Origin of the sequence: Amycolatopsis pithecellobii (assembly GCF_009707865.1) — a bacterium.
In the GTDB taxonomy this organism is placed as follows: domain Bacteria; phylum Actinomycetota; class Actinomycetes; order Mycobacteriales; family Pseudonocardiaceae; genus Amycolatopsis_E; species Amycolatopsis_E pithecellobii.
This window is the reverse complement of sequence record NZ_WMBA01000045.1, coordinates 19251-31583: the sequence shown is the minus strand read 5'-3', so window position 1 is coordinate 31583 and position 12333 is coordinate 19251. Positions and strand designations below refer to the sequence as shown.

Sequence of the window (12333 nt, the reverse complement as noted above, 5' to 3'; positions counted from 1 at the left end):
CTCCTGTTACTGATGCGACGGAAAGTAGGCGGATACGGGCCGCAGCCGACCTGCTCGCAGAAACCCCTTTCCGCCGTGGCTGCCGTCGGATTAGTAACGAACGGCGCAGTATTGAACACACGGCAATGCGGAGGGAGTCCGGTTTGGACACGGCCGCGAAACTCGGCTGGTCGTCGATCGATCTGGAACACGTGCGGCCTGATCCCGCCCTGCTGCCGCCCCTGGAGGACGCGGTGGCCGCGGGTGCCCGTGCCCGCTGGCGGCCCGTGGACGAGCAGGACGGGATCACGCCGCGGTTGCTCGCCGCGGTCACCCCGACCTGGCCGTACCCGGCGGCGGACTGGACCGTCGCCGGCAGTGGCGCCGACGGGTTCAGGCTGGCCTGCCACGCGGTCGCACGCGCCGGCGATGTGGTGGCGGTGGCCGAGCCCACCGACCCGCTGATCCTGGAAACCTTGCGGGACTTGCGAATCCGGATCGTCCCGGTGACCTGCGACCACGAGGGTCCGGAACCGGCATCCCTCGCGGAGGCACTCGCCCGCCGTCCGGTCGCGTTCGTCCATCAGCCACGCGTCGCGGTACCCACCGGGCTTTCGGTGTCCCGCGAACGGCTTGCCGGTCTCGCCGCGTCACTGGACGGCTTGACGGTGCTGGAATACGACGCGCTCGGGCCGCTTTCCGCCGCGTCGCCGATGAGTCTCGGGACGCTGCTGCCGGATGTGCTGCATGTGCGTTCCTATTGCCACGCCTACGGTCCCGAATTGCGCAGCGGTGTCGTGGCCGGTCCGGCGTGGCTGGTGGAACGCGTCCGGCGGTTGCGTGCGCTCGACACCACGTGGACCGGCCGGATTTTGCAGGACACACAGGCATTTCTGATCGACGATCCGGACACCGGCGCGTTGTTGCGGCAGGCGCGGACCCGGTACGCCGCACGCCGGGCAGCGCTGGCCGCCGCGCTGCGGGCGGAAGACATCGTGGTGCACACCACCGACGGGCTCGGACTGTGGGTGCCGGTCGCGGACGAGATCCGGGCGCTCATGAGCCTTGCGGCACAGGGGGTTTCGGTCGCCGCCGGCAGCAGGTACCACTCGCGACCGCCCGCCGGGCAACACGTGTATGTGACGATCGGGCTGCTGCCGGACGATCCCGGACTGGCCATCACCCTCGCCGGGCTCATCGCGGCCGCGGCGCGCGGCAGACCTTAGCGCCCAGCCGGGAGTCGCACCATTCCTCCCGGATGCTGGACTGCCCACCATGGACCCGATGTCCAGTATCTGGAATCCCTGCCGGGACAGGGTTTCGCACTTTAGCGTGACCGCGTGTCTTCCCGCATGCGTGTGCTGATCCCGTCCATTGCCGCCGTGCCGGTGCTCGCCCTTGCGGCATGCTCGTCCGGCGCCACGACCGCCGACGCGGGACCGCCGCGTGCCGGTGGCACGCTGACCCTCGCGGTCGGCTCGAACCCCGACTGCCTCGACCCGCAACAGGCAGGTACGAACGCCAGCCTGAACGTGGGCCGCCAGCTCGTCGACTCGCTCACCGACCAGGATTCGGCCACCGGCGAGATCAAGCCGTGGCTCGCGCAGTCCTGGGAGGTCAACGCCGATTCCACGAGCTTCACCTTCCACCTGCGCACCGGCGCCACCTTTTCCGACGGCACACCGGTGGACGCCAACGCGGTGAAGACGAGCTACGACGGCATCAAAGCCCTCGGTGCGAAATCGCAGCTGGGAGTGGGATATCTGGCCGCGTACTCCGGCGCCACCGTGGTGGACCCGCAGACGGTCCGGATCAATTTCTCCTCGCCCAATGCGCAGTTCCTGCAGGCGAGCTCGACGATGTCACTTGGCCTGCTCGCCCCGGCGGCGTACCAGAAGTCGGCCGAGCAGCGTTGCCAGGGCGACGGACTCATCGGCTCCGGTCCGTTCGTGTTCACCAGCTTCAAGCAGAACTCGGAAATCGTGATCTCCAAGCGCAAGGGTTACGCGTGGGGCTCGTCGTTGTGGAAGCACCAGGGCGAGGCCTATCTCGACGCAGTGAACTACAAGATCGTGCCGGAGCCCGGCGTGCGCACCGGCAGCCTGCTGTCCGGACAGCTCACCGCGACCACCGAGGTGCAGCCGGTCGACGAGGCGCAGTTCCAGGGCAACGGGTTCACCGAACAGACCCGGCCCAACCCCGGCATCGTGTTCAACCTGCAGGCCAACGTGAGCCGGGGTGTGCTGTCCGATGACAAGGTGCGGCAGGCGATCACCAAGGGCATCAACCGGCCCGAGGTGGTGGACACGGTGCTGAGCCCCAACTACAAGCCGGCCACGAGCATCCTCGCGTCGACAACTCCCTTGTATACCAACCTGTCCCAGCAGCTGGCCTTCGACCCGGCCGGCGCGGCGGCGCTGCTCGACGCCGACGGCTGGGTATCCGGTCCAGACGGGATCCGGGTCAAGAACGGACAGCGGCTGTCCGCGTCCGTGGCGTTCGCCGCGGTGTTCAACCAGAGCCAGAGCGTGCTGGAGCTCGTCCAGCAGCAGCTCAAGAAGATCGGTTTCGAGCTGCGTCTCGACCAGCGCACCGCCGCCGAAACCGTGCAGCTGCAGCAGACCGGGAACTACGATTTCTTCTGGTACAACGTGACTCGCGCGGATCCCGACATCCTGCGCCTCACCTTCTCCACCAAGACCACCAACCGCAGCAAGCTCGCGCCGGGCAACCCGATCGACGCACCGCTCGAGCAACAGGCGGCCTCGCTCGACCCGGCGGTCCGCAAGCCCGCCGCCGAGCAGGCCCAGCGGATCATCGTCGAGCAGGCCTACTCGATTCCCGTGTTCGAGCTGACGCAGGTGGTCGCGCTCGGGCCGAACGCGCACGCGCTCGGGTTCGAGGCGTCGTCGCGGCTGCAGCTGTTCGACACCTGGGTTTCCGGCGCATGAGGTACTACGTCCTGCGCCGGGTCCTGCAGGCCGTGGTCGTGCTGTGGGCGGCGTTCACGTTGTCGTTCGTGATCCTGTACCTGTTGCCGGGCGACGCGGTGCTGTCGAAGCTGGGCGGCGGTGAGGGCTCGGCGACCCTCACCGCGGACCAGCTGGCGCAGGCGCGGGCCGAGTACGGGCTGGACGATCCGTTGCCCGTGCAGTACGGAAAACGCTTACTCGGCGCGCTGCACGGTGATTTCGGGCGCTCGGTCGTCACCGGTGACAAAGCCACGCACATGGTGCTCAGCGCGCTTCCGCCCACGCTGGCCATCGGCGGGCTGGGACTCGTGCTGGCCATCGTCTTCGGTGGTGGCGCGGCGCTCGCCGGCACCTACACCCGCGCGAAGTGGCTCGGAAACCTGCTGCTTTCCCTGCCACCGCTGGGAATTTCGCTGCCGGTCTTCTGGGTCGGCCTCGTCCTGGTGCAGATCTTCTCGTTCCAGCTGCGCGTGCTACCCGCCCTGGGCAACCACGGCCTGCAGTCGCTGATCCTGCCCGCGATCACGCTCGCCCTGCCGACCGGTGCGGTCATCGGCCAGGTGCTGGCGAGAAGCCTGCGCACCCAGCTCGCCGAGCCCTACATCGAAACGGTGCGGGCCAAGGGCGCCGGGCGCGGTCGTGTCCACTTCGGACATGCGCTGCGCAACGCGGCGATCCCGGTGCTGACGATGATCGGCGTAGTGGCCGGCCAGCTGCTCGCGGGTTCGGTGGTCACCGAGACCGTGTTCTCCCGCGACGGTGTCGGCCGGGTGACGACCGTGGCCGTCAACGGGCAGGACATTCCCGTGGTGCAGGCGGTGATCGTGCTGGCCGCGTTCTTCTTCGTGGTGATCAACCTGGCCGTGGACCTGGTGTACCCGCTGCTCGATCCGCGAGTCCGGCAGAACCCGGTGGCGCAGGCCAGGAAGGAACTCGTTCATGGTTGACGTCCTCGCCGTGCGCCCCGGCTTCGTGCTTCGGCGACCGGGACTCGTACTGTCCACTGTGGTGCTTCTGCTGGTGATCGCGTGGGCGCTGGCACCGAGCCTGTTCACCCGCTACGACCCGCTCGCCGGTGTGCCGCGGGAGAAGCTGCGCGCCCCCTCGGCCGCGCACCTGTTCGGCACCGACGAAACCGGGCGCGACGTGTTCGCCAGGGTCGTGCACGGTGCCGGACTTTCCTTGCAGGCGGCCGTTTCCGCGGTGCTCGTCGCCCTCGTCGTGGGTTCGGTGCTCGGGCTGGTCGCCGGTGCGCGGGGCGGCTGGCTCGACTCGGTGCTGATGCGGGTGATGGACGTTTTCCTCGCCGTGCCACCGATTCTGCTGTCGCTCGCGCTGGTCACCGCGCTCGGGTTCGGCACCATGAAGGTCGCCATCGCGGTCGGTGTGGCGAACGTTGCCCACTTCGCCCGGTTGATGCGCGCGGAGGTGCTGCGCGTGCGCACCGGCGTGTACGTCGAAGCGGCACGCGCCGGGGGAGTGCGCTGGTTCGGCGTGCTGACCCGGCATATCCTGCCCAACTCCGCCGGGCCGGTGCTGGTGCTCGCGGTACTGACCTTCGGCACCGCGGTGCTGGAGATCTCCGCGTTGAGCTTCCTCGGCTACGGGGCGGCGCCGCCGACGCCGGAATGGGGCTCGCTCGTCGCCGGTGGCCGTTCGTTCCTCGCGAGCGCGTGGTGGATGACCACACTGCCGGGGCTGGTGATCGCCGCGGTCGTCCTGTCCGCCAACCGGATTTCCCGTGCACTGGAAGGGGAACGACTGTGACCGAGCTACTCGTGGTGCGTGATCTGGCGGTGTCCTACCGCAAGGTGCCCGCCGTCCGCGGTGTCGACCTCACTGTCCGGAGTGGACAGACGGTGGCGGTGGTCGGCGAGTCCGGTTCCGGCAAGAGCACCATCGCGCACGCCGTGATCGGCCTGCTGCCCCGTGGTGGCCGGATCGACCGCGGGTCGATCACCTTCGCCGGGCAGGAACTGACGACCCTGTCCGAGCGCGGATGGCGCTCGGTGCGCGGTCGAGAAATCGCGCTGATTCCCCAGGATCCGGCGGTCTCGCTCGACCCGGTCAAGCGAATCGGTGAGCAGGTCGCGGAAACCCTGCTGGTGCACGGCCTGGAGACCAAGCGTGGCGCGCCCACCGCGGCCGAGGAACTGTTGCGGCGAGCCGGAATCGACGAGCCGGGGTTACGGGCCCGCCAGTATCCGCATGAGCTGTCCGGCGGCCTGCGCCAGCGGGTGCTGATCGCCGCCGCGCTGGCCGGGCGGCCCAAGCTGATCATCGCCGACGAGCCGACCAGCGCGCTCGACGTCACCGTGCAGCGGCGCATCCTCGACCATCTTGAACAGCTTGCGGCCGAGGAAAACCTGGCACTGCTGCTGATCACGCACGACCTCGGCGTCGCCGCCGATCGTGCCGGCGAGATCGCTGTGATGTCCGAAGGCAAGGTCGTCGAGCGCGCGCCGAGCGCCACCCTGCTCGCCGCGCCTGCGCACGCCTACACCCGGCAACTGCTTTCGGCCGCGCCCAGCCTGTCCGGCGAACCGCTGCGTCCCCGGCGCGAAGGTGGCGAGCCGCTAGTCGGCGTTTCGGGTCTGCACAAGGATTTCGGCGCGGTGCGGGCGGTGTCCGATGTGTCCTTCGAACTTGCGAAAGGACAGACGCTCGCGCTGGTCGGCGAGTCGGGTTCGGGCAAGTCGACGACGGCCCGGATGTTGCTGCGCCTGGAAACCCCGTCCGCGGGCACGGTGCGGTTCGATGGTGCGGACATCACGCGGCTGGGCGGTGAGCGGCTGCGGCTGCTGCGGCGCCGGATGCAGCTGATCTACCAGAACCCTTACGCCTCCCTGAATCCGAAGCTCACCATCGCCGACATCGTGACCGAGCCATTGCGGGCGTTCCGGGCCGGCAGCCGCAAGGACGCCGCGGGGTTGCTGGACCAGGTCGCGTTGCCCTCGGCCATGCTCAAGCGGAAACCCGCGGAACTGTCCGGTGGGCAGCGGCAGCGCGTGGCCATCGCGCGGGCGCTTTCGCTCCGGCCGGATCTGGTGGTGTGCGACGAGCCGGTGTCCGCTTTGGACGTTTCGGTGCAGGCACAGATCCTGGAACTCCTGGTGCGGCTGCAGGACGAGCTGGGCCTGGCGTACCTGTTCATCTCGCACGATCTGGCCGTGGTGCGGCAGGTCGCCGATCACGTCGGGGTGCTGCGAGCGGGCCGGCTCGTCGAGTACGGCCCGGCCGACGACGTCCTGCGCCGGCCGGCGCACGAGTACACCAAGGAGCTGCTGGCGGCCATTCCCGGACAGGTCACCGCCGCCGCGTGAGCACCCGGCCAATGCCACAAAGGGGCACTGGCCGGGTTCGCGATCACGTGGTGGAGCGGGCGGGCAGCTTCCAGTCCGGCCGGATGAAGTGGCAGGTGTAGCCGTTCGGGTAGCGCTCCAGGTAGTCCTGGTGCTCCGGCTCCGCTTCCCAGAACGGGCCTGCCGGGGCGACCTCGGTGACGACCTTGCCCGGCCACAACCCGGACGCGTCCACATCCGCGATCGTGTCCTCGGCGATCCGCTTCTGCTCGTCTCCGAGGTAGAAGATCGCCGACCGGTAGCTCAGCCCGACATCGTTGCCCTGCCGATTCTTCGTCGTCGGATCGTGGATCTGGAAGAAGAACTCCAGCAGCCTGCGGTAGCTGATCTTCTGCGGGTCGAACAGGATCTCGATCGCCTCGGCATGCGTGCCGTGGTTGTAGTACGTCGCGTTCGGCACGTCACCGCCGGTGTACCCGACGCGGGTGGCCAGGACACCGTCGTACTTGCGGATGAGGTCCTGCATGCCCCAGAAGCATCCGCCGGCGAGGATGGCCTTCTCGGTGGGCGCTGTCATGGTCTTCACTCCTTCTGCCTGGGCCGGTTCCAGCTTACCCGCGAGCCGAATGTTTCCCAGAGCTTCGCCGTACGGTCGACCGCGCGCCGCGCACGATGCCCAGACTGGTTCGCATGACCGACCTCAACCGCCGCCGGTTCCTCCAGGTGGCCGGGGGTGGCGCCGCGGCGACGATGCTGTCCGGCAGCATCGCGCGCGCCGCGGCCATTCCCGCCGCCCACCGCACCGGGAGCTTGCGCGATATCGAGCACATCGTCGTACTGATGCAGGAAAACCGCTCGTTCGACCACTATTTCGGGTCGCTGCGCGGCGTCCGCGGTTTCGACGACCCGCGTCCGGTCGCGCTCGCGAACGGCAAACCTGTCTGGTACCAGCCGGACGGGACGAAGGAGCTCCTGCCGTTCCGGCCCCGGGCAAACGACCTGGGGCTGCAGTTCATCCAGGACCTCCCGCACGGCTGGACGGACACGCACGCGGCGTGGAACCAGGGCAGGTACGACAACTGGGTGCCGGCCAAGGGCAGCACCACGATGGCGTACCTGACCCGCGAGGACATTCCCTTCCACTACGCGCTGGCCGACACGTTCACCATCTGCGATGCCTACCACTGCTCGTTCATGGGCTCCACCGACCCGAACCGGTACTACATGTGGACCGGGTACACCGGCAACGACGGCAAGGGCGGCGGCCCGGTCATCGGCAACGACGAGAAGGGGTACAGCTGGACCACCTACCCGGAACGGCTGGAACAGGCGGGGGTCTCGTGGAAGATCTACCAGGACGTCGGTGACGGTCTTGACGCCGCCGGCGGCTGGGGCTGGATCAGCGACGCCTATCGCGGCAACTACGGTGACAACTCGTTGCTGTACTTCGACAACTACCGCAACGCCCAGCCGGGAAACCCGCTCTACGACAAGGCGCGCACCGGCACGGACGTCAAGCACGGCGGCACGTTCTTCGACATCCTCGAGGCCGACGTGCGGGCCGGGCGGCTGCCGCAGGTCTCCTGGGTCGTCGCGCCCGAGGCGTTCACCGAGCACCCGAACTGGCCCGCGAACTATGGCGCCTGGTACATCTCGCAGGTCCTTGACGCGCTGACCGCGGTGCCCGAGGTGTGGAGCAAGACCGCGCTGCTGATCACCTACGACGAAAACGACGGGTTCTTCGACCACATCGTGCCGCCGTACGCGCCGCTGTCAGCCGCACAGGGGGCGTCCACTGTGGACACCACAGGTGAGGTCCTCAATGGACTGCCCTACGGTCTCGGCCAGCGGGTCCCGATGCTCGTGGTGTCACCGTGGAGCAAGGGCGGCCGCGTCTGCTCCGAGGTGTTCGACCACACCTCGATCATCCGCTTCATCGAGCGGCGGTTCGGGGTGCGCGAGCCGAACATCTCACCGTGGCGCCGCGCCGTCACCGGGGACCTGACGTCGGCTTTCGACTTCTCCCGCAAGGAAACCACGGTCCCGGCGCTGCCTTCCACTGCCGGCTACGTGCCGCCGGACCACGACCGCCACCCCGACTACGTCCCGGTGCCGCCGGGTAACCCCGCGCTGCCACGGCAAGAACACGGCCGCCGGCCCGCACTGCCGTTGCCCTACGACCTCAGCGTCGACAGCCAGGTGACAGGCGGCACGTTCTCGTTGCGGTTCGCCAGCGACGGCCCGGCTGGTGCGTGCTTCCACGTGACGTCGGCCAGTGACCAGAACGGTCCGTGGAGTTACACCGTTGGCGCTGGGCAGCGGCTTTCCGCGCAGTGGAGCCTTTCCGGCGGCGCGTACGACTTCGCCGTGCACGGGCCGAACGGGTTCGTGCGGCGGTTCGCCGGTGGTGTGTCCACAGTGGAGGTCACCGCACGCCCGGTGGACGGCAAGCTGAACGTGGTGTTGGTCAACAGCGGGAAGACCGCCGTCCGGGCCAGCGTCGCCAACGCGGACGCGTACGGGCCCACCCGTCCGGTGGCCTACGACGTGCCACCCGGCGCGCGGGTCACGCATTCCGTGGACACCGGCGCCACCGCCGGCTGGTACGACCTTTCGGTCACCGCGGGCACCTTCGTGCGCCGCCTCGCCGGGCATCTGGAGACGGGCGGGATCACGTTGTCCGACCCCGCGCTCGGCGCACGCTGAGCGGGTTCCCCCGCCCGGGGTTCCCGTGTTCCCGGGCGGGGGCACCTGTCACACGTCGCTGCCGCGGTGGCCCAGCTTCGGCGCGATGCGGGTCAGCGCGAAGCCGGCAGCCAGCAGCGCGAACGCGGCGAGCACGAGCCACAGCACGTTCGCGCCGGTGTAGGCGAGCCCGCCGGTGACCCCGGTGGCCGAGGCGGCCCCGATCTTCTGATACATGGTTTTTCCTTTCCTGGATGGGATTTCTCACCAGCTCTTGCGGGTGCGGAACAGGGCGTCGAAATACGCCTTGGCGTGGCAGGCCTGCAGGAAATAGTCGAAGACCAGCTCGTACATCGAGGCCGACAGCAGCATCCGGCGCCAGCCACGGTAGCGAACGGTGACCACGCGCTCGATCACGAACACCGAGGACAGCGCCAGCCACGCCGGCTGCAGGTGCAGGACACCGAGAAACGGCGCCACGGCAAGGGTGATCAGGTAGGTCACCGACACCAGCAGCCCGAGCACCGTGAGGGCCTGGCGCAGCCAGTACTTCCAGGTGATCCTGGTAAGTCCATATTGGACACAGTTCTCGACCGCACCGCGTTTCCACCGCAGCCGTTGTGTCCACAGCTCACCCCAGCTGGTCATGACTTCGGTGCTCAGGCCGCAGCCGGCCGGCGAGATGACGCGATGCCCCAAGGTCAGCAGGGCCAGCGTCAGCTCGTTGTCCTCGGTGAGCACGGTCGTGTCGTAGATCCCGCCCGCGCCGTCACCGGCGGGCAGGCGCCCGTCCAGCCGTGCCTGGGAAACCGCGCGGAGCGTGGCGACCCCGAACATCGCGGCCGTCCCGGTCAGCACGAGACAGCGGCCGCGTAGCCGGTGCACGTCGCGGGCATAGCGGGCGTACTCGTTGCGCTGCAGGTGACCCACGAAACCGCCGCCCGGCGCGCCGCGGAAGACTCCGCCGACTCCGCCGTAGCCGCGTTCGAGATACCGCAGCGCCGTCGCGACGAACTCGGGGTCGAGCATGCTGTCGGCGTCCTGCACCAGGACCACATCGTCGTCGTCCAGCGTGGGCAGGAGCGCGGCGAGTGCCTGGTTGAGCGCGCCGGCCTTCTTCGCCGTGTTGCCCGCGGTTTCCATGACCCGCGCGCCGGCGGCCGAGGCGAGGGCCGCGGTGTCGTCGGTGCAGTTGTCGCACACGACCGTGACCAGGCCGGGCACGTGGGTCTGCGCATCGAGCGCGCCCAGTGCCGCGCCGATCTTGCCGGCCTCGTTGTGGGCCGGCAGCAGCGCGATGACCCGCAGCAGGCCAGGTCGCCGGTGCCGCCCGTCGACGGCGGGCGAGGTGGCAGCGGGCATCGTGACGTCCGATCTTCCTCAGGGCGTGATCATGATGCTGAGAAGATCGGGAAGCGGGGTGAAGGGTTACGAAATTTTTCGACTACTACTCAACTGGGTTATAAAATCCGATTCCCGGTGGAAAGTAACACTCTGAGTGATCGGCAGTGTGGCGAAAAAAGGGTCTTTCGCCTCTAGCGACCGTCTACTTTGGTCGGTCCTTTGTGGCCGGTCGTGCGGAGGTGCTTCCGTTGCGTCACGCGTGCAGGTGATCGGTCCAGTCGTGCGGGACGCGGTCGGCCGGGCCGGGGGCGCTCTGGCCCGGCGGGTGATGCTGGGGCGCGGCAAGCTCCGGTCCGTTCTCGTGCAGCGCCTGCTCCCGGTAGTCCCAGAACCACTGCTCGCCCGGCTCGAAGCTGCGGACGAACCGGTGGCCGGTTTCGGTGAAATGGGCGGTGGCGTGCTGGCCTGGCGACGAGTCGCAGCAGCCGATGTGCCCGCAGGTCGCACATCGCCGCAGATGGAACCACCAGCCGGGCGGGGTCGCCGCCTCGCACTCGGCGCAGCCGGTTCCGCTGGGTCGCACGCTCGGGTCGATGCCCTCCATGGCCTCACCGTACCCCGCCGCCAAACTAGATTAGCGCTAATTAATTATGTGCTAATCTAGTTTCATGGTGCTGCGTGCGGTGTTCGACGACCTGGTCCGCTTCGAGACGGTGCTGTGGAACGCGCTCGACGAGCGGCTGCGCAAGGATTTCGCGGTGACCACCGGGGGCCTGAACGTGCTGCTGCTGATCGAGTCGGCGCGGTCCTGCCGGGTGTACGACATCGCGAACGCGCTGGCCATCACCGTCGGCGGGGCGAGTCAGGCCGTGGACCGGCTCGAGCGGCAGGGGCGCATCGTGCGCCGGCCGAACCCCGCCGACCGTCGCTCGTCGCTCGTCGAGCTCACGCCGGCCGGCCGGGAGCTGGTGGCGACGGCAGGCAAGGCGCTCGACGAGGAGCTCGAAAAACATCTGAGCGGCCCGCTTTCCGCGAGCGCGCTCAAACAGTTCGCCGCCGCGCTCGCGACCCTGCGCACGGCGGCACAAAAACCGGAAGGAAATCCATCATGAGTCAGGCACGAGCCGTCCGCTTCGACGAGTACGGCGGCCGGGAAGTCTTGTACATAGCCGAATTCCCGGTCCCCGAGCCCGCGCCGGGTGAGGTGCTGGTGCAGGTGCGCGCGGCCGGTATCAACCCTGGCGAGATCGCCATCCGGTCCGGCGCCATGCGGGAGCGGTTCCCGGGCCCGCTCCCGTCGGGGCAAGGCAGCGACCTCGCCGGCGTGGTGGCCGGGCTCGGCGAGGGCGTCACGGATTTCGCCATCGGTGACGAAGTACTCGGCTTCTCGTGGAAACGCTCCAGCCAGGCGACGCACGTGGTGGTGCCCGCGAACCAGCTGATCGCCAAGCCGGCCGGGCTGAGCTGGGAGACCGCCGGATCCCTCTACGTCGTCGCGGCCACCGCCTACGCCGCGGTCCGTGCCGTGGACCCGAAACCGGGGGAGACGGTCGCGGTTTCGGCGGCGGCGGGCGGCGTCGGCTCGCTCGTGATCCAGTTGCTGAGGATGCGTGGCGTGCGCGTACTGGGCATCGCCTCGGCCGCCAATGACGGCTGGCTCACCGGCTACGGCGTCGTTCCCGTGCGCTACGGGGACGGTCTCGCCGACCGGCTCACCGCGGCGGCGCCTGATGGCATCGACGCGTTCATCGACCTGTTCGGGCCCCAGTACCTGCGGCTCGCGGTCGAGCGCGGCATCCCGCGTGACCGGATCAATACGATCATCTCCTTCGCCGAGGCCGCGGAGCTGGGGACGAAGGCCGAAGGCAGCATCGAAGCCTCGACGCGCGAAGTGCTGTCGGAGATGGCCGAGCTCGTCGAGTCCGGGAAGCTCGAATTCCCCATCGCGGCGACCTTCCCGCTCGACAAGGTCAGGGACGCCTTCGCCGTGCTCGAGCAGCGGCACACGCACGGAAAGATCGTGCTCATCCCCTGACGCCGGGACCACTCAT

Annotated in this window: 12 protein-coding genes; 8 read left to right on the top strand and 4 right to left on the bottom strand. The window is 68.8% G+C overall.

What is annotated here, in order from left to right; genetic code table 11:
- The first annotated feature begins 143 nt into the window (after positions 1-143).
- From GKO32_RS25135 to GKO32_RS25115, 5 genes are all read left to right on the top strand, one after another.
- A complete protein-coding gene (locus GKO32_RS25135; RefSeq protein WP_166459722.1) occupies positions 144-1205 on the top strand; it encodes an aminotransferase class I/II-fold pyridoxal phosphate-dependent enzyme in 1062 nt (353 codons plus the stop codon).
- A gap of 126 nt (positions 1206-1331) precedes the next feature.
- Positions 1332-2930 (top strand): ABC transporter substrate-binding protein, encoded by a 1599-nt coding sequence (locus GKO32_RS25130; protein ID WP_154759412.1) that lies wholly within the window; start codon positions 1332-1334, stop codon positions 2928-2930.
- Positions 2927-3898 carry an ABC transporter permease gene (locus GKO32_RS25125; RefSeq protein WP_154759370.1) on the top strand — a complete coding sequence of 324 codons (972 nt, stop codon included), beginning with the start codon at positions 2927-2929 and terminating at the stop codon, positions 3896-3898. Before GKO32_RS25130 ends, GKO32_RS25125 begins: the two co-directional genes overlap by 4 nt.
- Positions 3891-4718, top strand: coding sequence for an ABC transporter permease (locus GKO32_RS38515; protein ID WP_154759369.1), 828 nt, complete (start codon positions 3891-3893; stop codon positions 4716-4718). Before GKO32_RS25125 ends, GKO32_RS38515 begins: the two co-directional genes overlap by 8 nt.
- Positions 4715-6274, top strand: coding sequence for a dipeptide ABC transporter ATP-binding protein (locus GKO32_RS25115; protein ID WP_312868515.1), 1560 nt, complete (start codon positions 4715-4717; stop codon positions 6272-6274). The genes GKO32_RS38515 and GKO32_RS25115 overlap by 4 nt, the downstream gene beginning before the upstream one ends.
- 43 nt (positions 6275-6317) lie before the next feature.
- Here GKO32_RS25115 and msrA read toward each other — a convergent pair whose 3' ends face one another.
- Positions 6318-6830 carry a peptide-methionine (S)-S-oxide reductase MsrA gene (msrA, locus tag GKO32_RS25110; protein ID WP_154759368.1) on the bottom strand — a complete coding sequence of 171 codons (513 nt, stop codon included), beginning with the start codon at positions 6828-6830 and terminating at the stop codon, positions 6318-6320.
- A 113-nt stretch (positions 6831-6943) separates the two neighbouring features.
- Here msrA and GKO32_RS25105 point away from each other — a divergent pair, with 113 nt between their 5' ends.
- The gene (locus GKO32_RS25105) at positions 6944-8959 is read left to right on the top strand and encodes a phosphocholine-specific phospholipase C (RefSeq protein ID WP_154759367.1); all 2016 of its coding nucleotides are present in this window, start codon (positions 6944-6946) and stop codon (positions 8957-8959) included.
- A 48-nt stretch (positions 8960-9007) separates the two neighbouring features.
- Here the strand turns inward: GKO32_RS25105 and GKO32_RS38135 are convergent, their stop codons facing one another.
- From GKO32_RS38135 to GKO32_RS25095, 3 genes are all read right to left on the bottom strand, one after another.
- The gene (locus tag GKO32_RS38135) at positions 9008-9175 is read right to left on the bottom strand and encodes a hypothetical protein (protein WP_166459720.1); all 168 of its coding nucleotides are present in this window, start codon (positions 9173-9175) and stop codon (positions 9008-9010) included.
- Between the two features lie 27 nt (positions 9176-9202).
- The gene (locus tag GKO32_RS25100; protein ID WP_154759366.1) at positions 9203-10300 is read right to left on the bottom strand and encodes a glycosyltransferase family 2 protein; all 1098 of its coding nucleotides are present in this window, start codon (positions 10298-10300) and stop codon (positions 9203-9205) included.
- Between the two features lie 235 nt (positions 10301-10535).
- A complete protein-coding gene (locus GKO32_RS25095) occupies positions 10536-10886 on the bottom strand; it encodes a UBP-type zinc finger domain-containing protein (protein ID WP_154759365.1) in 351 nt (116 codons plus the stop codon).
- A 64-nt stretch (positions 10887-10950) separates the two neighbouring features.
- On the opposite strand from GKO32_RS25095, the gene GKO32_RS25090 reads away from it, so the two are divergent.
- Both GKO32_RS25090 and GKO32_RS25085 read left to right on the top strand, forming a co-directional pair.
- Positions 10951-11394 carry a MarR family winged helix-turn-helix transcriptional regulator gene (locus tag GKO32_RS25090; protein ID WP_154759364.1) on the top strand — a complete coding sequence of 148 codons (444 nt, stop codon included), beginning with the start codon at positions 10951-10953 and terminating at the stop codon, positions 11392-11394.
- On the top strand, positions 11391-12317 hold the full coding sequence (locus GKO32_RS25085) for an NADP-dependent oxidoreductase (protein WP_154759363.1): 927 nt from the start codon (positions 11391-11393) through the stop codon (positions 12315-12317). The genes GKO32_RS25090 and GKO32_RS25085 overlap by 4 nt, the downstream gene beginning before the upstream one ends.
- Positions 12318-12333: the final 16 nt, after the last annotated feature.

What these genes read in the sequence shown, in the direction of transcription:
- GKO32_RS25105 (WP_154759367.1), top strand. Translation starts at nt 6,944, where the DNA reads ATGACCGACCTCAACCGCCGCCGGTTCCTCCAGGTGGCCGGGGGTGGC.
- GKO32_RS25095 (WP_154759365.1), bottom strand. Translation starts at nt 10,886, where the DNA reads ATGGAGGGCATCGACCCGAGCGTGCGACCCAGCGGAACCGGCTGCGCC.
- GKO32_RS25125 (WP_154759370.1), top strand. Translation starts at nt 2,927, where the DNA reads ATGAGGTACTACGTCCTGCGCCGGGTCCTGCAGGCCGTGGTCGTGCTG.
- GKO32_RS38135 (WP_166459720.1), bottom strand. Translation starts at nt 9,175, where the DNA reads ATGTATCAGAAGATCGGGGCCGCCTCGGCCACCGGGGTCACCGGCGGG.
- msrA (WP_154759368.1), bottom strand. Translation starts at nt 6,830, where the DNA reads ATGACAGCGCCCACCGAGAAGGCCATCCTCGCCGGCGGATGCTTCTGG.
- GKO32_RS38515 (WP_154759369.1), top strand. Translation starts at nt 3,891, where the DNA reads ATGGTTGACGTCCTCGCCGTGCGCCCCGGCTTCGTGCTTCGGCGACCG.
- GKO32_RS25100 (WP_154759366.1), bottom strand. Translation starts at nt 10,300, where the DNA reads ATGCCCGCTGCCACCTCGCCCGCCGTCGACGGGCGGCACCGGCGACCT.
- GKO32_RS25090 (WP_154759364.1), top strand. Translation starts at nt 10,951, where the DNA reads ATGGTGCTGCGTGCGGTGTTCGACGACCTGGTCCGCTTCGAGACGGTG.
- GKO32_RS25130 (WP_154759412.1), top strand. Translation starts at nt 1,332, where the DNA reads ATGCGTGTGCTGATCCCGTCCATTGCCGCCGTGCCGGTGCTCGCCCTT.
- GKO32_RS25085 (WP_154759363.1), top strand. Translation starts at nt 11,391, where the DNA reads ATGAGTCAGGCACGAGCCGTCCGCTTCGACGAGTACGGCGGCCGGGAA.